Genomic DNA, 20,493 nt, shown 5'->3' on the forward strand with positions numbered 1-20,493 from the left:
CAGGTTTTGCGTGGTTGACGGAGACATTGAAGGTCGCGTACCATAGACAGGTTGCCTCAAGGCATGCAAACTTTTCGGTCGTCAACTGACCACTCGAGATCGTACGGAGAATCATGAGCAAGCGCACGTTCCAGCCCAACAATCGTCGTCGCGCCAAGAAGCACGGCTTCCGCCTTCGCATGCGCACCCGCGCCGGCCGCGCCATCCTGGCAGCACGTCGCCGCAAGGGTCGCAGCAGCGTCTCAGCGTAAGCGTCTCCCCGGTGTTGGCAAAGCAGCACCGGATCGTTCGCGGCGAGGACTTTCGTCGCATCGTTCGATCCGGCAGGCGGGTCCACACCGAGCACGCGATCGTGCACATCGCCGCCGGCCAGTCCGAGACAAGCAGATTCGGCTTCATAGTCTCGAAGAAGGTCGGCGGCGCTGTCGTGCGCAATCGGCTGAAGCGACAGCTCTCAGACGTCGCCCGGCGGACGTTCCCGCACGACTCTCCGGTCGACGTCGTCATCAGAGTGCTGCCTTCGGCCAATGGCCGCTCCTTCGCTACACTGAACGCAGGAATCGCACCGAAGGTCGCCCAGTGAGAACCGTGCTGCTGCTGCCGCGAAATGCGTGTGTTGCGGTGCTGCTGGTGTACCGAAAGCTGATCTCGCCGATCTACGGCGATGTCTGCAGGTACTACCCCAGCTGCTCGAGGTACACGCTTGAAGCGATCCAGCAGTGGGGCGTCATTCGTGGCGTCGGTCTGGGTGCGTGGCGGATTCTCCGCTGCAATCCCTGGTCTGCCGGGGGTGTCGATGACATCCCTGAACGGTCACATCTTTACAGAATCACCACCCGCGGCTTCGTGGCTGCAGAGGAGAGGAACTAGTGGACTTTTTCGGCATGCTGATGTGGCCCATCAAATGGGTGCTGGAGGCTGTGCTGGTGGGATTCCACTGGCTGTTCGAGTGGTTCGGCATGGACCCCGCCTCTGGTCTCGTGTGGGTGCTCTCGATTGCGTCCCTGGTGCTCGTGGTTCGCACCGCGATGATTCCTCTCACGGTCAAGCAGATCAAGTCTTCTCGCAAGGCCCTTGAGGTCGCGCCCGAAGTCAAGAAGATCCAAGACAAGTACAAGGGCAAGAAAGACAGCCTGAGTCGCGAGGCCATGAACCGCGAGGTCATGGAGGTCTACAAGAAGGCGGGCACGAACCCGCTTGCCAGCTGTCTGCCGCTGCTGGTGCAGATGCCGGTCTTCCTCGGCCTCGTCCAGGTGCTGAACACCGCCAACCAGGGCGTTGCCGGCGTGGGCGCCATGAGCGAGGTGCTTGCCAGGCAGTTCCGCGCCTCGACACTCTTCGAGGCCGTTCCGCTGCACATGAGCCTCGAGGTCGGTGTCTCCGAGTGGAACTGGCCTGTCATCATCACCGCAGTCAGCATGACGATCTTCATGGTCGGCGCGCAGTTCTACACGCAGCTGCAGATCATGACGAAGAACCAGACTCCTCAGATGAAGGAGTCGCCGATGTACAAGCAGCAGCGCATGATGCTGTACATCATCCCCTTCTTCCTGCTCATCACCGCCTGGATCTTCCCCCTCGCGACCATGTTCTACTGGCTCGTCTCGAACGTCTACACGCTCGTGCAGCAGCTGATCATCATCAATCGCATGCCGAACCCCGGCTCAGAGGCTGCACTCGCTCGTGAGGCGAAGATGGCCCGCAAGCGTCAGCGCATGGGCCTCCCTGCTGTCGAGGGCGAAGAGAAGCAGGACGAAGAAGACACCGTCATCGAAAACCTGCAGCGCAAGCAGCCTCGCAAGAAGGGCCCGCGCTCAAACAGATAGAGTGCTTGGTCAGGGCAGTTGCCCACGGCTTGCACGTTGCAGCATTCGCAAACCCGAATTGGAATCCACATGACTGAGAACGTCGACGAAGGCGATATCGCCGCTGACTACCTTGAAGCGCTGCTCGACATCGCTGACATGGACGGCGACATTGAAATTGAGACAGACTCACGTCGCACTACGCTCGTTGTGGGTGAGGCCGGCGATGACTCGCTCACTCCCCTGTCGGATCCTGAGACTGTCAGCGCTTTGCAGGAGCTCACTCGCCTCGCGGTGCAGGCCAAGACCGGAGAGTTCTCACGCGTCGTACTCGACGTTGCTGGTTCACGTGACGCACGCACGAAAGAGCTCGAGTCGATGGTCGCTCGCGCACTCTCCGACATCGAGGGCGGCGCTGAGCAGGTGGCACTGACTCCCATGAGCTCGTACGAGCGCAAGCTGGTGCACGACCTCGTGGCTGATGCAGGTCTCGTCAGTGAATCAGAGGGTGAAGGCCGCGAGCGTCACGCTGTCGTCAAGCCCGCTGAGGGCTGATGACTGAGGCAGTGTTCGACCCGTCTCTTGTTGAGGCGGAGCCGGCATCCGCGGCTGTCATCTTCGGTGACCGCATTGAGCTTGCTCGCGAGTTCACGGGGCAGCTGGTCGCACGCGGCGATGAGCTTGGGCTCATCGGGCCGCGTGAGCTGCCGCAGCTCTGGACGCGTCACATTCTGAATTCAGCACTGCCCGCACCCCTCGTGAATGGCAGGGTCGTTGACGTGGGGTCCGGCGCTGGGCTGCCTGGCATCGTGCTTGCCATTGCGCGCCCAGACGTGCATTTCACGTTGATCGAGCCCATGGAGCGACGCACCAACTGGCTGCAGTCGCAGGTGGATCTGCTTGAGCTCGCGAACGTCACCGTGGTTCGTGCTCGCGGAGAAGACTACGAAGTGGTCGAGCCGTTCGACGTGGCCACTGCCCGTGCCGTGTCTGCGCTTCGCACTCTGATCCCGCTCACAGCGCCACTCGTGCGCAGCGGCGGCGAACTCGCGCTGCTCAAGGGCGCACGCGCAGCTGAAGAGATCGAAAAGGCAGCCAAGGCAATCCGAAAGTACCGACTGACGGATGTGCGGGTCGAGGAACTCGGTCATGCTGAAGGCGTCGAAGTCACTCGAGTTGTCAGGGCAACCGTAGATCCCTAACGGTGTTTCACGTGAAACATGCTGTTCGAGTGCTTGTTTGCGTTGTCTGTTCGCTCTGCTGCTGATTTGCTGGGCAGCGTGCTTGGGCTTAACGGTGGCGGTGCTGCTCACCTTGAGTCCGTACTGTTGCGCCCCAAAAGACAAGAATCCTTGGGGTCTGTCGACGTTCCACGTGAAACCTCGATGCTGGGCGTCGTTCGGCGCTTCGAATCGGTAGATCTGCATCGATACGGGTCAACTGGACTTGCGGCCTGCCATCCTTCTGCTTGATCTTGACTGTTGGTTCGGGACCGTGACATGACGAGGGTTCTTGTGTTTTCGGTGGAGTTGCTCTTAGACCTCGCTCTTGCGTGTGGTCAAGTGCATGTTTTACGTGAAACGGTTGCTGACAGCAATAAGCGGCGCGACGCGGTTCTTGGAGTAGTCGCGAGCTTCGAGCTGCTTTTGGCTTGTAAGCGATCCTTCTGTTGTTTCACGTGAAACAACACGCGAGGCGACGCCAGCTGTGAGAGCTTCAAAGAAGTGAAATCATAGTGTGATGCACCATGAGGCGTGGAGGGTGCCGACCGAGGACATAGTGTCACGTGGAACACTGCGAGAGTGAGCCGGACGGACGTGCTCGGGCGGTGCCGACGACTGTGACGTCTTGTTCGGAGCCCGATTCGCAGCACTTCATTTCTCCCTTACGTTTCACGTGAAAGATTGAGTGACCAGTCTCGCCGGCACGTAGATCAGGACGTGTCGTGAATGCACCATCAGGAGTGCCTTGCGCCGGGGGTCTGGGGGCAAGTCTTTCGCGTGGCTCTCGTGCTTGTTTCACGTGAAACAACGAGGTTCAGCGTTGCGTGACGAGGGAGACGCAGAGACGACCGTGTGAATCTATGGCTGCCACTCGCGGCAGGAGGACGGGAGCAAGAGCGTCCGAATTGACGCCCAGAGTTGACGATGCAGTTTCGAGCGAGTGTTTCACGTGAAACGTCAGAATCCATGTCTGGTGTGGACAACATGAACGCCACCGTCAACATAGACAAGGCCGGAAAACCGCGTCAACTCAACGAAATCGCGGCATACGACTGTTTCGGACCCAGATGTTATCCACAGGGTGTGGAAACTCCACAGACGTACCGCGTCGAGTGGCCAGACGGGCCCGAGTAGGGCAGAATGTAACGATGCACGGCACCGCCGTTTCACGTGAAACATCACAACGACAAGGAGCACAGTGAATCAGAAGTCCAGATTCGACACGACTCCAATTGCACGTGAACTCGCTGATCTCGCGAGGAGACGTCGAGTCCTTCAGTCGGGCCAGCTCCCTCTTCCAGAAGACACGCGCGTCATCACGGTCGTGAACCAAAAGGGTGGCGTCGGCAAGACCACTAGCGTCGTCAATCTGGCTGCAGCATTTGCCCAAGCCGGCGCAAAAGTCCTCGTGCTCGACCTTGACCCCCAGGGCAATGCGTCGACAGCGCTGGGAATCGAGCACCACGCAGAAGTCCCAAGCACCTACGAGGTGCTGATCGAGGGAGCACCCCTCGAAGATGTCGTGCAGCAGTCCCCTGAGCACGAACGGCTGCTCTGTGTGCCGTCGACAATCCACCTGGCCGGCGCCGATCTCGAGCTGGCCACCATGGATCGTCGCGAGTATGTGCTCCGTGACGCGGTGCAGGACTACCTCATGGAGCACGATGACATCCACTACCTCTTCATCGACTGCCCGCCCTCGCTCGGACTCCTGACCATCAACGCATTCACTGCCGCAAGTGAGGTGCTCATTCCGATTCAGAGCGAGTACTACGCACTGGAGGGTGTTTCGCAGCTGCTCGACACCATCGGGCGCATTCAGCAGCACCTGAACCCCACCCTTGACCTGGCAACTGTCTTGCTGACCATGTACGACGGCAGAACCATCCTGTCGAAGCAGGTCGCAGAAGAAGTGCGCGGACACTTCGGCGACAAGACGCTCGAGACGGTTATTCCAAGGTCAGTTCGCGTCTCAGAAGCCCCTGGTTTCGGCCAGACAGTCGTCACTTATGACCCCAATTCACCCGGCGCGCTCTCGTACAGAGAAGCAGCCAAGGAAATCGCCCTTCGAGGAGCACAGAAATGAACAAGCGCGCAGGACTCGGTCGCGGAATCGGTGCACTCATCCCCACTGGCGACGCCCCGGCCCGCCCGGAGGCCAAGGAGGCACCGGCATCGAAGCGCACGCCGACAAAGCCAGCGACAGCCAGCAGATCTGCGGCCAAGCCGGCCTCCAAGGCCACGTCGAACAAGCGCAGCGAGGCACAGCGCCCAGGCAAGTCCAACGGAGCCATCGATGTGTTCTTCGGAAACACTGATGCAGCAGAACTGGATGCTGTGCCCGGAGTCAAGCTGCTCGCAATAGACCCGACCGACATCAGGCCGAACAGTCAGCAGCCGCGAACCGAGTTCGACGACCAGGATCTCGACCAGCTCGAGCACTCGATTCGCGAGTTCGGCCTCTTCCAGCCGATCGTGGTGCGCCCGGTCGAAGGCGCGAGAGAGAGCCCGCACTTCGAGCTCATCATGGGTGAGCGACGCTGGCGTGCCACCAAGCGCATCGGTCTCGCTGAGATCCCGGCGATCGTCAAAGAGACTCCCGACGACTCGATGCTTCGTGACGCACTGCTTGAGAACCTCCACAGAGCACAGCTGAATCCCCTCGAAGAGGCCTCGGCATACCAGCAGCTCATGAACGACTTCGCCATCACGCAGGAGCAGCTCGCAGAGCGCATCGGACGCAGCCGTCCGCAGATTTCGAACACAATTCGTCTTCTGCGTCTGCCCGAAACAGTGCAGAGCCGAGTGGCCGCAGGTGTGCTCAGCGCAGGCCACGCAAGGGCAATCCTCTCGACCGGCTCGAACGAGGCGATGGAGCGACTGGCCGACAAGATTGTAAATGAGGATCTGTCGGTGCGAGCGGCGGAGGCCGCGGCCGCAGGTGTGCAGCCCCGTGCAACACGCTCGAAGCCGAAGAAGGGCTCCGTGCAGCGCGGCCTCGATGAGGTGGCAGAAAAATTGACCGACCGGCTCGACACGCGTGTGCGTGTCTCGCTCGGCCGGTCAAAGGGTCAGATTGTCATCGACTTTCCGACGGTGGCGGACCTCAACCGAATCCTCTCGGAGCTCGGCGAAGACCCGTTCGGCGACTCGAAGCCGCTGTAGCGACTAGAGGAAGTCGGCGAGGTCAGCCTCGAGGGCTGCCTTCGGCTTGGCGCCGATGATGTCCTTGACGACTTCGCCGCCCTTGAACACCTTCATGTTCGGGATCGATGTGATCTGGAACTGCTGAGCGAGCTCAGGGTTCTCGTCGACGTTGACCTTCACGATCTCGATCTTGTCGGTCTCACCGTCGATCTGCTCGAGGATGGGTCCGACCATGCGGCACGGGCCACACCACTCGGCCCAGAAGTCGACGAGCACGGGCTTGTCGCTGTTGAGCACATCTGCCTGGAAGCTGTCTTTCGTTACGTTCTTCACGCTGTTCTCCTAAAGGTCGGCGTCATGAGTTGAAACAGAGGCGGCCCCGCGCATATTCCGCGGGGGAGGACTCGCTAGGCGTGGTCCTCGAGGTGGTGCTGCGCATCCAACGCGGCAACCATGCCAGAGGCAGCCGCAGTCACGGCCTGGCGGTACGTGCCGTCGACGACATCGCCGGCAGCGAAGACGCCCTCGATGTTGGTCTTCGACGAGCGACCGTCGACCACGATCGTGCCGTCGTCGTTGAGCGTCAGCTTGTCGTGGATGAGGTGCGTGCGGGGGTCGGAGCCGATCGCGATGAACAGGCCGTCGATCTCGATCTCGCTCGTCGCACCGGTGACGGTGTCGGTGAGCTCGAGCGAGGTCACTGCCTCTTCGCCGATGACACGCGAGACGGCGGAGTTCGTGATGAATTCGATCTTCTCGTTCGCACGGGCGCGGTCGAGCATGACGGGCGATGCGCGGAACGTCTCGGAGCGGTGCACGATGGTGACCTTGTCGGCGAATGTGGTGAGGAACATCGCCTCTTCCATGGCGGAGTCTCCGCCGCCGACGACAACCAGGTTCTTGCCCTTGAAGAAGAAGCCGTCGCACGTGGCGCACCACGAGATGCCGCGGCCGCTGAGCCGCTCTTCGCCCTCGACGCCGAGCTTGCGGTACGCGCTGCCGGTCGCGAAGATCAGCGTCTTGGTCTCGAAGAGCTCTTCTCCGACCCAGACCTTCTTGACGTCACCGTCGAGCTCGAGGCTCGTGACGTCTTCGAGGCGCACCTCGGTGCCGAAGCGCTCGGCCTGCTGCTGCATGTTGAACATGAGCTCGGGGCCCTGGATGCCCGTGGGAAAACCGGGGTAGTTCTCGACATCTGTCGTGGTCATGAGGTCGCCGCCGGACTCGACGCTGGATGCGAAGAGCACAGGGGAGAGGTTGGCCCGAGCCGCGTAGATGGCTGCGGTGTAGCCGGCAGGACCGGATCCGATGATGATGACGTCGTGCAAGAGAGCTCCTTCAGCGTTGGCCGGTGCTTGCGACAACCGAGTCTAGTAGCGGATCATTCCGCCGCGCTGCCGCGCCCGCGCAGCTTTCCGACGACCCTGTCGGCGACCAGCCTGAAGTCCCGATCGCGGATCAGGTACAGGGCAGCGAAGTAGATGACGGCCATCACCACACCGGCGACTGCGCAGGCGACGAAGGCCGTTGGGACTCCGTTGTACGCCCATCCGCCCGTGTATCCGCCGAAGAGGTGGATGACACCAGCACCAGCGGCGCCAGCGACGAGCGAGAGCCCCAGATACACGAGGTGGCGCTGAGCGACATGACGGATGCCGAAGGGGCCGATCTTGCGGCGCACGAGGAACACCCAAGCAGCGCCCCAGCAGATGTAATACAGCGACTGACCAGCAGTGATGCCGAGGATGACATGCTCTCCCGGCAGCAGGGCCGAGAGCAGCAGCACGACAAGCATGAGCGGCATGAAAGCGACGCGCGTGAAGAAGGGCGTTCGAACGTCTTCGAGGGCGTAGTAGACCCGTTCAAGCACGTATTGGCCGCTAAATGGCACGAGCGCGAGCATGTTGACCATGATCAGGCCGCCCATGACCAGCGAGTGCTCGAAGCTGCGCTCGAACAGACGCGCGAACGGAATCGCCATGACGATGATGGCGACCATCGCGAATGTCGTGAGCATGCCCACCGCGCGGAGAGCGTTGGCGACACCGGCACGAAGCCTCGGGATGTCGTTGTCGGCTGCAAAGGTCGACATCTGCGTGAAGTACACGATGGCGATCGACACCGCGATGATCGAGTGCGGCAGCTGGAAGACGTACCAGGCGTTGTACATCGTGAGGAGGCTGGGGCCGGCCTCGGTGTCGGTCAGCGTCGCGACTCGGGTCTGCACGATCGCGAGGATCTGCGAGATGACGACGATGCCGAACAGCCACATCGCCTTCGTGCCGGTCGCCCGCAGCCCCACGCCGCGCCACCGGAAGTCGGGGCGGAACGTGAGGCCGGTCTTGCGGAAGAACAGCACGAGCACGAGCGCCTGCATGAAGACGCCGCCGGTGGTGACGATGCCCATTGCGGCGATGCGATCGATGCCCCAGATCTCGGGATCCTCGTTGATCTCTCCCATGCCGAACATGAGCAGGAAGATGCCGAGTCCGACGATCGAGACGAGATTGTTGACCACTGGAGCCCAGGTGAAGGGCCCGAACTTGCCGCGAGCGTTGTAGATCTCGCCCAGCAGCGTGCTGATGGCGTAGAAGAAGATCTGCGGCATGCACCAGTAGCCGAGGGCGATGGCGAGGTCATAGGCCTCTGGACTCATGCCGCGCTCGCCGGTCGACGCGTTGATCCAGACGAGGAAGGGCGTCGCCAGCGTCATGATGATCGTGAAGCCGAAGAATGCCGTGACGCACAGCGTCAGCAGCTTCGAGATGTATGCCTGGCCGCCGTCGCGATTGCGCAGCTGCCGCACGATCAGCGGCACGAGCACCGCATTCAGCAGGCCGGCGCCGATCAGCGCGTAGATGTTGTTCGGCAGGGTGTTGGCGATGCCGAACGACGACGCGACTTCCGAGCCCGTTGAGCCCAGCGTGATCGCGAGCAGCATCGACCGCACGAACCCCAGGGCGCGCGAGATCATCGTGCCGCTGGCGAGGATGAGGCTTGACCTGCCGATGTTCACTGTGCGGAAGACTCCTTGTGTGTCGGCCCCGGCACGCGGGCGCCGTCGAGGTCGCCGAGCGCCTTGCCCTGAGCGCGCTTGCGCAGCGACCGCCACAGGCCGAAGCCGATCAGCAGCACCACAGCAGAAGCGCCAAGCCAGACTATAACCGTCTCGACACTGGGCTGAGCCTGCACATTGATGGTGACGGGCTCGCTGATCTGGTGGCCGCCGGCCGTCTCGAGCGTGACGATCGCGGTCGTGACACCTGATCCGACCACCTCGACCGGCATCAGCACGCGCTGCGAGCTCTCGGCACCGATCGTCACCTCGGTCGAACCCTCAGACACGACGACGATGGTGCTGGTCGTGCGCAGCTTGACCACCACATCCGCCCCCACTTCGAGATCGTTGACCAGCTCGATCGGCAGCTGCACGTTCGACCCCACGATGTGGATGTCGCTGCCCTGCAGCACCTGCACACCGTCTTGCAGATTGGCGAGCTCACTTGCCAGCATGGTCGTGCTGCTCGTGACGGATGCGGGGGTCGTCGCCGCGTCGACGTGCATGGCCGCGAGCACCTTCAGGCGGAACGGCACCGTCAGCTCGCGAGGCTGGGTCGCGATCAGCGAGAACCTCGCCATCTCGGCATCGGCTTCGTGTGCGGCTGTGACGCCCTCCTCGAGGGCCGTCTCGAGCTCGGTCGGGTCAGTCTGACGCAGCGATGCGTCTCTAGCCGGCGCCTCGAGCGCGGAGGAGAGCGGTGCAAGCGTCACCCAGTCGGAGCCGTCGAGGGTGGTGAGCAGGTGCTCGGCGCCGATGCCGCTGACGTCGACGATCGCGGCCAGGTTGCGAGGCGTGTTGGGCGCTTCGCGGGCGATCGTGGCGATGAGGGCGAGTGCCTCGGCGCTTCCGGCGTTGCGCTCGGCTTCGCTGTAGCCAGACGCTGCGGAATCGAGCAATGCGAGCAGCTCGCTGTCGGCTGCGAGAGCCTGCTGGTCGCCGATCATGACCCCGGCGTCGGGTGTGGGGTACTGCTCGTCTTCGTTGATCTGACTGGTCGAGAGAAGAGGAATGCCGGTGTCGGCGACAGCCTGCAGCAGCTCTGTGTCGACGGATCGGCCGGTCAGGTCTGTCACATCGTCGTGCGGCAGCTGCGGCGGAAAGTATGTGTCTTCGCCAGTGAGCGCCTCGCTGTCGGGAACCCCGAGCGGCTGCAGCGGCTGGAGGCCGGCTGCGAGCTGGGCTGTGCGGTCGCTCATGGCGTAGGGGAGGCTGTAGGCGTTCGGCAGGTCGTTTGCCTGATCGACCCATTCGACCGCTGACTCAGGCGCGGCGTCGCCTTCGAACTCGACAGATGTCTCGACCATGGGGTCGAGGCCGACCGAGATCGGAAGGTCTGCGACAGTGCGCAGCTGACGGTTGAGGCTGCCGACCGAGCTCGTCAGTGCTGTCAGCTGCTCGTCTGAGAGCAGGCCCTCTTCGGTGACCGGGGTTGAGATGGGCGCTGCGGTCGAGAGCGTGATCGAAGGGTCGCCGCCGGGTGAGCCCACCACGACGAGCGTGCTTGCTGTGGCGCCGTCGACAGTCAGCCGCAGGCCGTATGCGCCGGCCTGGGCGTTCTCGCCGAGTCCGAGGTCGTCTGCATCGACCGGAAACGTAGAAGAATAGGTCGAGCCTGCCCCGACGACCGGGATCTCGACGTCGGCGATGGGCCGGGTTCCGAGCACGTTCTCGTCGTTGAGCCACGAAGAGAGCGCGAAGCGCGTGTCGACCGTGCCGTAGGTGATCTCGAGCTGCGCCGAGCTGGCAGAGACCGGTTCGGAGGAGGCATTGTCGAGCAGCAGGCTGACCTCGAAGTCGTCTCCGGCTTCGATCTGCGGAGTGGCGACGCCGATTGTGGCATCGACGTCGCCTGCTGCGCCTGCCGGCGGAGCGGGCAACACAGCGGCGGCGACGACCAGCGCCGCTGCACCGAGTGAGGCGAGAGCGCGGCCGACCGAATGCATGGCATCAGTGTACGAGCACGAGGCGAGGCAGACCCTGTGCTCGGCGCGTGGCAAACTTGATACGCCATGACAGTTGCCATTGCTGAAGCCCAGTCGCGCCTGCGCTCCCTTGCCGAAAGCGAGCCCATCGCCACGCTCGCCCGCGCCTTCGAGGCTCGCGGCCTCGAGCTTGCCCTCGTCGGAGGCCCGGTGCGCGACGCGTTTCTCGGCATTGCCGTGCACGACCTCGATTTCACGACGAACGCCCTGCCAGACACGATTCTCGAGATCGTGAAGCCGATATCGGATGCGCAGTGGGACGTCGGTCGCGAGTTCGGCACCATCGCGTGCCGCATGGCAGGTCAGGTGCTCGAGATCACCACGTACCGCAGCGATGTCTACGACGGAGACTCGCGCAAGCCCGAGGTCGAGTTCGGCTCGTCGCTCGAAGACGACCTCATCCGGCGCGACTTCGCGGTCAACGCGATGGCGCTGCGCCTTCCGCAGCAGCAGCTGGTCGATGTCGGCGGCGGCCTCGAGCAGCTCGTCGCAGGCGTCCTCGACACGCCTCGCTCGCCCGAGCAGTCGTTCCGCGACGATCCGCTGCGCATGCTGCGTGCCGCCAGGTTCACGTCGCAGCTTGGCTTCACGCCGGCGGCGCGCGTCGTGCCGGTCATGGCCGAGCTCGCGGGCGAGATCACGCGGATCTCAGCCGAGCGCATCCGCGACGAGCTCTCGAAACTGCTGCTGACTGACGACCCGGCTCCGGGCATCCGCCTGCTCACTGAGACTGGTCTCATGCAGCACTTCCTGCCCGAGGTGCCCGCGCTGAGTCTCGAGGCCGATGAGCACGCGCACCACAAAGACGTCTACGAGCACTCGATCACGGTGCTGCAGCAGGGGATCGGGCTGTGGCGCGACCGAAACCCCGAGGCCGGGCCCGACCTGGTCTCGCGCCTCGCAGGCCTGCTGCACGACATCGGCAAGCCGGCGACGAAGCGCGTCGAGGGCCGCACGGTCTCGTTTCACAACCACGACCTCGTCGGGTCGCGCATGGCCAAGAAGCGCCTGCGTGCCCTGCGCTTCGACAACGACACGATCAAGCAGGTCGCTCGGCTCATCGAGCTGCACCTGCGGTTCTTCGGATATTCAGAGGCATCGTGGACGGATGCGGCAGTGCGGCGGTACGTGCGCGATGCAGGAGCAGAGCTCGAGCGTCTGCATGTGCTGACTCGGTCTGACGTCACGACCCGCAACCGGCGCAAGGCCGACATGCTCGACTTCGCCTACGACGACCTCGAGCGTCGAATTGCCGAGCTCGCCGAGCAGGAGGAGCTCGATTCGATGCGGCCCGACCTCGACGGCAAGCAGATCATGCAGATTCTCGAGATTCCGCCCGGCCGCGAAGTCGGCGAGGCCTACAGCATGCTGCTCGAAGCGCGCATGGATCACGGCCCGCTGGGCGCCGAGCGCGCGAGCGAGCTGCTGCGCGAATGGTGGGCGGAGCGCGGCTGATGAACGCAAGACCACGCCTGCACGAGCTCGGAGTCGCCTCGGGCGCGTTTCGGCGCGGGTCGCTGAATGCGATCACCGATGTCGCAGGCGTGCGCATCGGCCACTCGACCGTGCAGACCGACACCCTCAGCACCGGCGTCACTGCGATCGTCGCCGACCAGCTGAACGCAGACCGCCGATGGCTGCCCGCGGGGCTCGCGGTCGGCAACGGCTACGGCAAGCTCATCGGCGCGACGCAGCTGCAAGAGCTCGGCGCCATCGAGACCCCGGTGCTGCTGACCAGCACGCTTTCGGCATTTCGAGCGGCGGATGCGCTGGTCGCCTGGGTGCTCGAACAGCCCGGTCACGAAGCCACCAGAAGCCTCAACCCTGTCGTCGGCGAGACCAACGACAGCTACCTGTCAGACATCCGCTCGCGGCCGGTCGGCGAGAGCCACGTGCGCGAGGCACTGGCTGCGGCGGCCTCGGGCCCCGTTGCAGAAGGCGGCGTGGGAGCCGGCACCGGTACTGTGGCACTCGGATACAAGGGCGGCATCGGCACGGCCTCGCGCGTCTTCAGCGTCGGTGCGAGTGATTACACGGTCGGCGCCATAGTGCAGAGCAACTACTCGGGAACCCTTCGCATCGCGGGTGTTCCGATGCCGGCAGCCGACCTGCTCGCAGCCGAGCCCGCTGTCGGCGACGGCAACTCGTGCATGATCGTGCTGGCCACCGATGCACCGCTCGATGCCCGCCAGCTCTCTCGCGTGGCGAACCGCGCGATCTTCGCGATGCACGGCACCGGCTCAGACTTCGCCCAGGGGAGCGGCGACTACGCGATTGCGTTCTCGGTCGCCGAGGGCTCGCCTCCCGACGACTCGCTGCTCTCGCCCGCGTTCGAAGCCACCATGGATGCCGTTGAAGAGGCCCTCGTCAACTCGCTGCTGCAGGCGACGACGCGCACGGGGTTCCGCGGCAACACCGCCCGGCAGGTGCCGATCGACGCGGTTCGCGAGCGGCTGCGCCGAGCCGAGTGGATGCGCGAGTCAGAGCGGATGCGCGACTGACGCCGAGCGCGCATCCCGCGATGACGCAGACGCCAGCAGCATGGCTGAGCCCGCGGCCAGGAGCGCGGCCAGCAGCATGATCGCGGGAAATGCCCACGACGAGCCGCTGCTGATGACGAAGGTGTCTCCGAGGTTCATGCCCAAGCCGAGCTGCGCGACAGGCAGCCCCGCGAGAGCGACGGCTGCCGCAGCGAGCAGGGTGCCGGACGCGACCCGGCGCGAGGTGTGCGCCCTGATGAGCCCGATCGCGAGCACGACGGCTCCGACAGCCCAGAGCGCGGCCCAGACGACGGGAATCCAGCGGCCGCCTGCCTCGCCGGCTGCCTCCAGCTGCGCGTAGATCGACTCGAGCGGCTGATCCGGCACGAGCTGCATGGGCAGGAGCATGAAGGTGTCGATCAGGGCGATCGCGAGCACAGCGACGACCGCGACAAGACCGGCGATGGCCGCAGTCCATGGGCGAGAACCGGCTGCACGGCCGGGTCGTCGTCTCACGGCGAGCAGCACCGCGCCGACTGCGACCGCTGCAACCGGACCGGCAAGGTGGCCGATGCCGAGGATGAACGCGATCAGCCCAGCGGCAGGCGAAGTGAGCACCAGGATGCCCGCGACCACTCCGGCGGCAATGGCCGCACCCAGCCATGACGGCTGTTCCCGAACGGTGATGATGAGCTGCCGTACTCCCAAACCGAGCATGACGAGCGCGACGACGGCGACAGGAGCGAACCACGACCAGCCTGCTGCCCCGGAGAGCCACGGGGCGACGAGGCCGCCGAGATGCGCAGCGAGCACCGCCGCCGCAAGCCAGACCAGTGCCGTCCTGAAGTGCCGGCGCCCTGTTCGGCCTCTCACCGCCGTCTGAACGGACCCGAGCGGGTTGGGCACGTCAGGGTCTGCAATCATGCTCTCGACAGTAGTGATGCAGCCGTGTGCCATCGTCAGTCGCCAGAATGATCCCGCCAGCAGAATCTCGGGGTGGCGTGGAGGCACGGCGACCCGCTACCATAGTCAGGTTGCGCGCTTTGTGCGCGCTCATGCACAACCCTCCTGCTGCAGAAGTCCTGCAGCCGTACTGAGTCCGAAGGAGGTGGGTGAAGCATGTCAACCAAGTACGAGCTGATGGTGATCATCGACCCAGAGGTCGACGAGCGCACCGTCGCACCCCAGCTCGACAAGTTCCTCGACGTCATCCGCAAGGATGGCGGCACCGTGGAAAGTGTCGACATCTGGGGCCGTCGTCGTCTCGCCTATGAAATCCAGAAGAAGAATGAGGGCATCTACGCCGTCATCAACTTCGAGGCAGAGGCCAAGACGACATCCGAAGTCGACCGTCAGCTGAAGCTGTCGGAGGCCGTCATGCGCACGAAGGTTCTGCGCAAGGACGAGGCCGTTGTCGACCTGACGGAGAATGACGAAGCTGCAAAGAGCGACGTCGCAGACACCAAGAACGACGTCGCAGAGACGGAGTAATCCACATGGCTGGCGAGACCATCATCACAGTGGTCGGCAACGTGACCGCCGACCCCGAGCTGCGGTACACGCAGGGCGGACTGGCAGTCGCGAACTTCACGATCGCCTCCACGCCGCGCACGTTCGACCGTGCGACGAGTGAGTGGAAGGACGGCGAAGCGCTGTTCCTCCGCGCATCCGTATGGCGTGACTTCGCAGAGCACGTTGCGAACAGCCTTCAGAAGGGCATGCGCGTCATCGCGCAGGGTCGTCTGAAGCAGCGTTCGTACGAGACCAAAGAGGGCGAGCGCCGCACGGCACTCGAACTCGAGATCGATGAGATCGGTCCTTCGCTTCGCTTTGCGACGGCTCAGGTCACCCGCGCTTCAGGCGGCGGCGGCCAGGGTCGACAGGGTGGCGCACAGCAGAACTCCGGCGGCTTCGGCGGCGGAGCTCCGCAGCAGCAGGCGCAGAACGACGCATGGGCACAGCCCGGCGGCGGCAGCGGTGCTGGTGCTTCAGGCGGCGGAGACGTCTGGAACTCGCCCGGCACCTTCCACGGTGACGAAACTCCGTTTTAGTTTTCAAGAAAGCAGGAAATCATGGCTGGACGGTCACAGAGCCGTAAAGCACGTGGGCCCAAGGGCGGCAAGCCCGTCGCGCCCGCGAAGGCAATCAAGGTCGGCGTCATTGACTACAAAGACGTCAACATGCTCAAGAAGTTCATTTCGGAGCGCGGCAAGATCCGTGCCCGTCGCATCACCGGTGTTTCGGTGCAGGAGCAGCGCCTGATCGCCAAGGCAATCAAGAACGCTCGCGAGATGGCATTGCTGCCCTACTCGGGCGCAGGACGCTGAGGAGCAGAGCAATGGCAAAGGTAATTCTCACGAACGAGGTGTCAGGCCTCGGCTCCGCTGGCGACGTCATCGACGTCCGCGCCGGCTATGCACGCAACTACCTGGTTCCCCAGGGCTACGCGACCATGTGGACGCGCGGCGGCGAGAAGCAGGTCGAGCAGATCAAGACGGCACGCGCAGCTCGCGAGCACGCAACCGTCGAAGAGGCCAAGGACCTCAAGGCAAAGCTCGAGGCTGGTCCGCTGCGCGTTGCAGTCAAGACCGGTGCTGAGGGCCGCCTGTTCGGCTCGGTGCAGACCAAGGACATCGCTGACGCAGTCGAGGCCGCTGGCCTCGGCAGCATCGACAAGCGTGTCATCGAGCTCGGCACGACCATCAAGACGGTCGGATCGTACGAGGCCACCGCGAAGCTTCGCGACGGCATCATTGCGAACATCAAGCTCGAGGTCGTAGCAGCCAAGTAGCGCTGTCTCACCCTCGTGGAGCACTCCCTGTCTCAGGGAGTGCTCCTTCGCTTGTGCGGAGCTCTCCACAAGTCTCAACGTGGACTTCAGCCAACTTTGTGCACAACAATGTGCATAACAAAACACCCGGTCAGAGCCGCTTTGACTATCGTTTTTCACAATGACTCACAGTTCTATCCACAGACACGCGCGAACTTCTTCGCGATTTGACGCGAGTTGTCCACAGCCTCTCCACAGGGCTGGTTGGCCGTGTCAGTGGCTGGCGCTAGCGTGTTCAAAGGTTTCAGGAAGGAGCGCCAATGACCGATCTGGCATACGAGCCCGACACGGATGCATACCCCTCCTCACCGTCTTCTGCGTCGACGCAGCATGAGCGCACGCCCCCGCACGACGTGCTGGCAGAGCAGTCGGCCATCGGCGGCATGCTGCTCTCGAAAGACGCCACTGCCGACGTGCTCGAGGCGGTCAAGTCGACAGACTTCTACGTGCCCAAGCACTCGGTCATCTTCGAAGCGATCCTGAGCCTGTACTCGCACGGCGAGCCCATCGACGTCATTGCGGTCGCCGACGAGCTGACCAAGACCGGCCAGCTCACGCGTGCAGGCGGCATCGACTACCTGCACTCACTCACCTCGACGGTGCCGACGGCCGCCAACGCGGGCTACTACGCCGAGATCGTGGCCGAGCGCAGCGTGCTGCGCCGACTCGTCGAGGCTGGCACCCGCATCGTGCAGATGGGCTACGCGTCCGAGGGCGAAGTCACCGAGCTGGTCAACCACGCGCAGTCCGAGATCTACGGGGTCATGGGCGACGAGGGCCAGAACGACTACGTTCCGCTGTCTGAGGCGGTCACCTCTGCCCTCGACGAGATCGAGAAGGCGCAGGGCCTCGACGGGCAGATGATCGGCGTGCCGACCGGCTTCGCCGAGCTCGACGAGCTGACGAACGGCCTCAAGGCCGGGCAGATGATCATCATCGCCGCAAGGCCCGGTATGGGAAAGTCGACGCTCGCCCTCGACTTCGCACGAAGCGCCGCGATCAAGCACGACATGCCTGCCGCGTTCTTCTCGCTTGAGATGGGGCGCAGCGAGATCGCGCTCAAGCTGCTCAGCGCCGAGTCGAACATCCACATGACCAAGCTGCGAAAGGGCAACGTCGAGAGCCGCGATTGGAAGACGCTCGCCCAGGTTCGCGGGCGCATCCACGATGCACCCCTCTACATCGACGACTCTCCCAACATGACGCTGGTCGAGATCCGGGCGAAGTGCCGTCGCCTCAAGCAGCAGAAGGGGCTGAAGATGGTCATCATCGACTACCTCCAGCTGATGTCGAGCGGCAAGAAGGTCGAGTCGAGGCAGCAGGAGGTCTCGGAGTTCTCGCGTTCGCTCAAGCTGCTCTCGAAAGAGCTGCAGGTTCCGGTCATCGCGCTGTCACAGCTCAACCGAAACGCAGAAGCCCGCAGCGACCGCAAGCCGCAGATCTCAGACCTTCGCGAGTCGGGCTCGATCGAGCAGGACGCCGACATGGTGATGCTGCTGCACCGCGAAGACGCGTACGACCGCGACGTTCGACCGGGCGAAGCCGACCTCATCATCGCCAAGCACCGTGGCGGACCTACCAAGACGATTCCGCTCGCGTTCCACGGTCACCTGCAGCGCTTCGCCGATCTGGCTCAGGTCGATGCCGGCGCCTCGTTCGGTGCGCCACCGCCGCCTCCAGAGGGATGACGCCCACCGCATCCGTTTCTCCTCCTGCGTCAAATCGCAGTACGATGGCTGGAGTGACGACCGACCAGATTTCGACCCGTGCTTCGCGCGCGTGGCTGCTGTCTGCCGTCCGCGCCGGCTCGGCCCTCGCGGTCGGCATCGCTGTCGTCTTCGTGCAAGACCACTCGGCAGTCGTCGGGCTCGTCACAGCACTTGCGCTGTTCGGCCTGTCTGCCGCATCCATCTTCATCTTGTCTGCCAAGGCCGGCCCCGCCCGCGGCCACATGCTCGCGCTTGCCGCAGTGCATGCTGTCGCAGCCGTGGCCGCTGCCGTTCTGCTGTTCACCGCCCCTGAGGCCGCGCCGCTGCTGACGCTGCTGATCGTGTGGGCCGCTGCGTCTGGAGTCATCGAGCTGTTCGCGTCGAAGAAGGCCGCGCAGCACGAAGTCGAGGGCGCACGAGACTGGCGATTCGTCGCCATCGTGACCCTCGCGTATGCCGGCCTCATGGCGCTCAGCCCTGTCGTCGGCCTGAATGACCCCGTGTCGCTGACCGGGCTGCTCGGCGCGTATGCCGCCGTGATCGGTGTCTTCCTGCTGATCGGTGCAGCCTCGAGTGCCCTTGGAGCCAAGGCGACGCGCACAATGAGCGAGGTGCAGTGATGAACGAGAACAGGCCCACATTCCGAGATCGGATGAAGCCCACCGAGTATCTGGGGTTCGCCGCCGTCGCGGCGATCTTCACCGGGCTGGTCGTGCTGCTGGTCAGCCGCAACTGGCTGCTGGTCACCGTGTTCGCGCTCGTCGCATTCGTCGTCTGCCTCATCACGCTGGCGACGCTGCTGCTGGTCATCAACAAAGACATCGACAAGAACAAGCTCGAAGCCGCGAAGCGTGAAGAAGAAGCGGGCGAGTAGCCTCACGGTTCTGGCAATCGGCGCCCTGCTGCTCAGCGGGTGCCAGGCGACTGCATCTGAGTCGCCCACCGAGGCTGCAGACCAGACCTCGATCGAGGGTCCGCACCTCGTCGCGGCAGGCCAGGTGTTCGACCCCGTGGCTCAAGACGTCGACAACCCCGAAGAGGCGTGCGGCAGCGACGCCGGACGCACCGAGCTTGCCGAGTTCGACAGGGTCGAGTGGCCAGACCTCGGCATCGACGGCGGCGTCGGCGTCATGACGTGCGGCAATGCTGCCGGAGCAGGCTTCAGGCACATCGCCGACGGCCACACCGGCGACTTCGGCGAGATCGCCGACCTCGTCGACTCGAGCTGGGAAGACGTCGCGTGGTTCGCGATCGACATGGCGCTCGAAGCGCCGTCAGAGGTCGAGATGTACCGCGACGACATCGCCAACTATCTGATCGTGCTGGAATACGTCGATGAGGGTGGTGAAGTGGTGCAGAGCTGGCCTGTCGTCGTTGGCGTGGGGCTCGACACTGACCACATCATCACGTCGTTCCCGCGAGACTGAACCGATGAATAGGGGATCCGAGTGAAGCACCTGGTTGACGTCGAATGGCTGGCAAAGCGCCTTGATCGAAATGATCTGGTGGTTGTCGACGCGAGTGTGATGGGCTCGGCGAATCAAGAGGCCGGCATTCCGGGCGCGGTCCGCTTCGACATCGACGGCGTGCTGTCGCGCGGCGTGCACGACATGCTGCCGCCCAGGCAGTTCGAGCGTGAGCTGCGAGCACTCGGCCTCAAGGCGGGCGACCGCGTCGTGGCCTATGACGCTGACGGCATCTTCTCGTCTGCCCGCGCCTGGTGGATGCTGCGAGCAGCCGGCATCCGCGCGGCCGTGCTCGACGGTGGTCTTCCTGCTTGGCAGGCAGCTGGTCACGAGGTCGCGCCGGTCGCCGAGAACCTCGGCCGCGAAGGCGACGTCGACATCAGCTGGGAGTCGACGAGATTCCGCAACGCCCGTTTCGTCGAGCGTCGACTCAGTGCCGGTGATCCGGTGCTGGATGCGCGCTCAGCAGAGCGGTTCACGGGCGAGGTCGAAGACCCCCGCGAGGGCGTGCGCGCAGGCCACATCCCTGGCGCCAAGAGCCTCCCCTTCACCGAGCTCGAGGTCGACGGCCACATGCTGCCGGCGAGTGAGCTGCGCAAGCGCATCGCAGAGCACGTCGATTCCGCCGAGCAGCCGCTCACGGCAAGTTGCGGATCAGGCGTGACCGCATGCGTCATCGCTCTGGCCGCGACCCTCGCCGGCCACAAGCACGTGTCTGTCTACGACGGCTCGTGGGCTGACTGGGGTGCCGAGAACTCGGGTCGCCCGGTCGCAGTCGGCGAGTAGCGCC

General features: G+C 64.0%; 24 protein-coding genes. 19 read left to right on the forward strand and 5 right to left on the reverse strand.

Features of this window, described 5'->3' with window-relative positions:
* Window positions 1–113: 113 nt before the first annotated feature.
* From rpmH to CZ674_RS00270, 8 genes are all read left to right on the forward strand, one after another.
* Window positions 114–251, forward strand: a complete 138-nt coding sequence (gene rpmH / locus CZ674_RS00235; protein WP_022920050.1) for a 50S ribosomal protein L34 — start codon at window positions 114–116, stop codon at window positions 249–251.
* 14 nt (window positions 252–265) lie between these two features.
* Window positions 266–583: a ribonuclease P protein component gene (rnpA, locus tag CZ674_RS00240; RefSeq protein WP_159456841.1), complete on the forward strand. Its 318-nt coding sequence runs from the start codon at window positions 266–268 to the stop codon at window positions 581–583.
* 38 nt (window positions 584–621) lie between these two features.
* A complete protein-coding gene (gene yidD, locus CZ674_RS00245) occupies window positions 622–870 on the forward strand; it encodes a membrane protein insertion efficiency factor YidD (RefSeq protein ID WP_268802373.1) in 249 nt (82 codons plus the stop codon).
* Window positions 870–1,826, forward strand: a complete 957-nt coding sequence (yidC, locus tag CZ674_RS00250) for a membrane protein insertase YidC (protein WP_200810015.1) — start codon at window positions 870–872, stop codon at window positions 1,824–1,826. The genes yidD and yidC overlap by 1 nt, the downstream gene beginning before the upstream one ends.
* Window positions 1,827–1,895: 69 nt before the next feature.
* On the forward strand, window positions 1,896–2,360 hold the full coding sequence (locus tag CZ674_RS00255; protein WP_086989901.1) for a Jag family protein: 465 nt from the start codon (window positions 1,896–1,898) through the stop codon (window positions 2,358–2,360).
* Window positions 2,360–3,007 (forward strand): 16S rRNA (guanine(527)-N(7))-methyltransferase RsmG, encoded by a 648-nt coding sequence (rsmG, locus tag CZ674_RS00260; RefSeq protein WP_086989903.1) that lies wholly within the window; start codon window positions 2,360–2,362, stop codon window positions 3,005–3,007. The genes CZ674_RS00255 and rsmG overlap by 1 nt, the downstream gene beginning before the upstream one ends.
* A 1,219-nt stretch (window positions 3,008–4,226) precedes the next feature.
* Complete coding sequence (locus tag CZ674_RS00265) at window positions 4,227–5,114, forward strand: ParA family protein (RefSeq protein WP_086989907.1); 888 nt, start codon at window positions 4,227–4,229, stop codon at window positions 5,112–5,114.
* Window positions 5,111–6,193, forward strand: a complete 1,083-nt coding sequence (locus CZ674_RS00270) for a ParB/RepB/Spo0J family partition protein (RefSeq protein WP_086989910.1) — start codon at window positions 5,111–5,113, stop codon at window positions 6,191–6,193. Before CZ674_RS00265 ends, CZ674_RS00270 begins: the two co-directional genes overlap by 4 nt.
* A 3-nt stretch (window positions 6,194–6,196) precedes the next feature.
* Here CZ674_RS00270 and trxA read toward each other — a convergent pair whose 3' ends face one another.
* The 4 genes from trxA to CZ674_RS00290 all read right to left on the reverse strand — a co-directional run bounded on the left by trxA (window position 6,197) and on the right by CZ674_RS00290 (window position 11,179).
* On the reverse strand, window positions 6,197–6,508 hold the full coding sequence (gene trxA / locus CZ674_RS00275; RefSeq protein WP_086989913.1) for a thioredoxin: 312 nt from the start codon (window positions 6,506–6,508) through the stop codon (window positions 6,197–6,199).
* A gap of 74 nt (window positions 6,509–6,582) precedes the next feature.
* Window positions 6,583–7,503: a thioredoxin-disulfide reductase gene (gene trxB, locus CZ674_RS00280; RefSeq protein ID WP_086989916.1), complete on the reverse strand. Its 921-nt coding sequence runs from the start codon at window positions 7,501–7,503 to the stop codon at window positions 6,583–6,585.
* A gap of 53 nt (window positions 7,504–7,556) precedes the next feature.
* On the reverse strand, window positions 7,557–9,191 hold the full coding sequence (gene murJ / locus CZ674_RS00285; protein WP_086989919.1) for a murein biosynthesis integral membrane protein MurJ: 1,635 nt from the start codon (window positions 9,189–9,191) through the stop codon (window positions 7,557–7,559).
* A complete protein-coding gene (locus CZ674_RS00290) occupies window positions 9,188–11,179 on the reverse strand; it encodes a DUF6049 family protein (protein ID WP_143244570.1) in 1,992 nt (663 codons plus the stop codon). Before CZ674_RS00290 ends, murJ begins: the two co-directional genes overlap by 4 nt.
* A 66-nt stretch (window positions 11,180–11,245) precedes the next feature.
* Between CZ674_RS00290 and CZ674_RS00295 the strand changes: the two genes are divergently transcribed.
* Together CZ674_RS00295 and CZ674_RS00300 are read left to right on the forward strand one after the other, a co-directional pair.
* Window positions 11,246–12,673, forward strand: a complete 1,428-nt coding sequence (locus CZ674_RS00295; RefSeq protein ID WP_086989925.1) for a CCA tRNA nucleotidyltransferase — start codon at window positions 11,246–11,248, stop codon at window positions 12,671–12,673.
* Window positions 12,673–13,719, forward strand: coding sequence for a P1 family peptidase (locus CZ674_RS00300; RefSeq protein WP_086990240.1), 1,047 nt, complete (start codon window positions 12,673–12,675; stop codon window positions 13,717–13,719). Before CZ674_RS00295 ends, CZ674_RS00300 begins: the two co-directional genes overlap by 1 nt.
* Here CZ674_RS00300 and CZ674_RS00305 read toward each other — a convergent pair.
* Window positions 13,699–14,622, reverse strand: a complete 924-nt coding sequence (locus tag CZ674_RS00305) for a hypothetical protein (protein ID WP_143244571.1) — start codon at window positions 14,620–14,622, stop codon at window positions 13,699–13,701. The two genes, CZ674_RS00300 and CZ674_RS00305, sit on opposite strands and share 21 nt — an antisense overlap.
* 195 nt (window positions 14,623–14,817) lie before the next feature.
* Here CZ674_RS00305 and rpsF point away from each other — a divergent pair, with 195 nt between their 5' ends.
* From rpsF to CZ674_RS00350, 9 genes are all read left to right on the forward strand, one after another.
* Entirely contained in the window at window positions 14,818–15,189 is a 372-nt protein-coding gene (gene rpsF, locus CZ674_RS00310) for a 30S ribosomal protein S6 (RefSeq protein ID WP_086989931.1), read from the forward strand.
* A 5-nt stretch (window positions 15,190–15,194) separates the two neighbouring features.
* On the forward strand, window positions 15,195–15,749 hold the full coding sequence (locus CZ674_RS00315) for a single-stranded DNA-binding protein (RefSeq protein ID WP_086989934.1): 555 nt from the start codon (window positions 15,195–15,197) through the stop codon (window positions 15,747–15,749).
* Window positions 15,750–15,770: 21 nt separating this feature from the next.
* Complete coding sequence (gene rpsR / locus CZ674_RS00320) at window positions 15,771–16,025, forward strand: 30S ribosomal protein S18 (protein ID WP_086989938.1); 255 nt, start codon at window positions 15,771–15,773, stop codon at window positions 16,023–16,025.
* A gap of 11 nt (window positions 16,026–16,036) precedes the next feature.
* The gene (gene rplI / locus CZ674_RS00325) at window positions 16,037–16,489 is read left to right on the forward strand and encodes a 50S ribosomal protein L9 (RefSeq protein ID WP_086989942.1); all 453 of its coding nucleotides are present in this window, start codon (window positions 16,037–16,039) and stop codon (window positions 16,487–16,489) included.
* Window positions 16,490–16,788: 299 nt separating this feature from the next.
* On the forward strand, window positions 16,789–18,216 hold the full coding sequence (dnaB, locus tag CZ674_RS00330) for a replicative DNA helicase (protein ID WP_086989945.1): 1,428 nt from the start codon (window positions 16,789–16,791) through the stop codon (window positions 18,214–18,216).
* Between the two features lie 53 nt (window positions 18,217–18,269).
* Window positions 18,270–18,857, forward strand: coding sequence for a hypothetical protein (locus CZ674_RS00335; RefSeq protein WP_086989948.1), 588 nt, complete (start codon window positions 18,270–18,272; stop codon window positions 18,855–18,857).
* Entirely contained in the window at window positions 18,857–19,111 is a 255-nt protein-coding gene (locus CZ674_RS00340; RefSeq protein WP_086989951.1) for a hypothetical protein, read from the forward strand. The genes CZ674_RS00335 and CZ674_RS00340 overlap by 1 nt, the downstream gene beginning before the upstream one ends.
* A complete protein-coding gene (locus CZ674_RS00345; protein ID WP_086989954.1) occupies window positions 19,089–19,664 on the forward strand; it encodes a hypothetical protein in 576 nt (191 codons plus the stop codon). The genes CZ674_RS00340 and CZ674_RS00345 overlap by 23 nt, the downstream gene beginning before the upstream one ends.
* Window positions 19,665–19,685: 21 nt before the next feature.
* A complete protein-coding gene (locus tag CZ674_RS00350; RefSeq protein WP_200810016.1) occupies window positions 19,686–20,489 on the forward strand; it encodes a sulfurtransferase in 804 nt (267 codons plus the stop codon).
* Window positions 20,490–20,493 lie beyond the last annotated feature (4 nt).

The organism is Agrococcus casei LMG 22410 (genome assembly GCF_900163565.1).
GTDB classification, from domain to species: Bacteria; Actinomycetota; Actinomycetes; order Actinomycetales; family Microbacteriaceae; genus Agrococcus; species Agrococcus casei.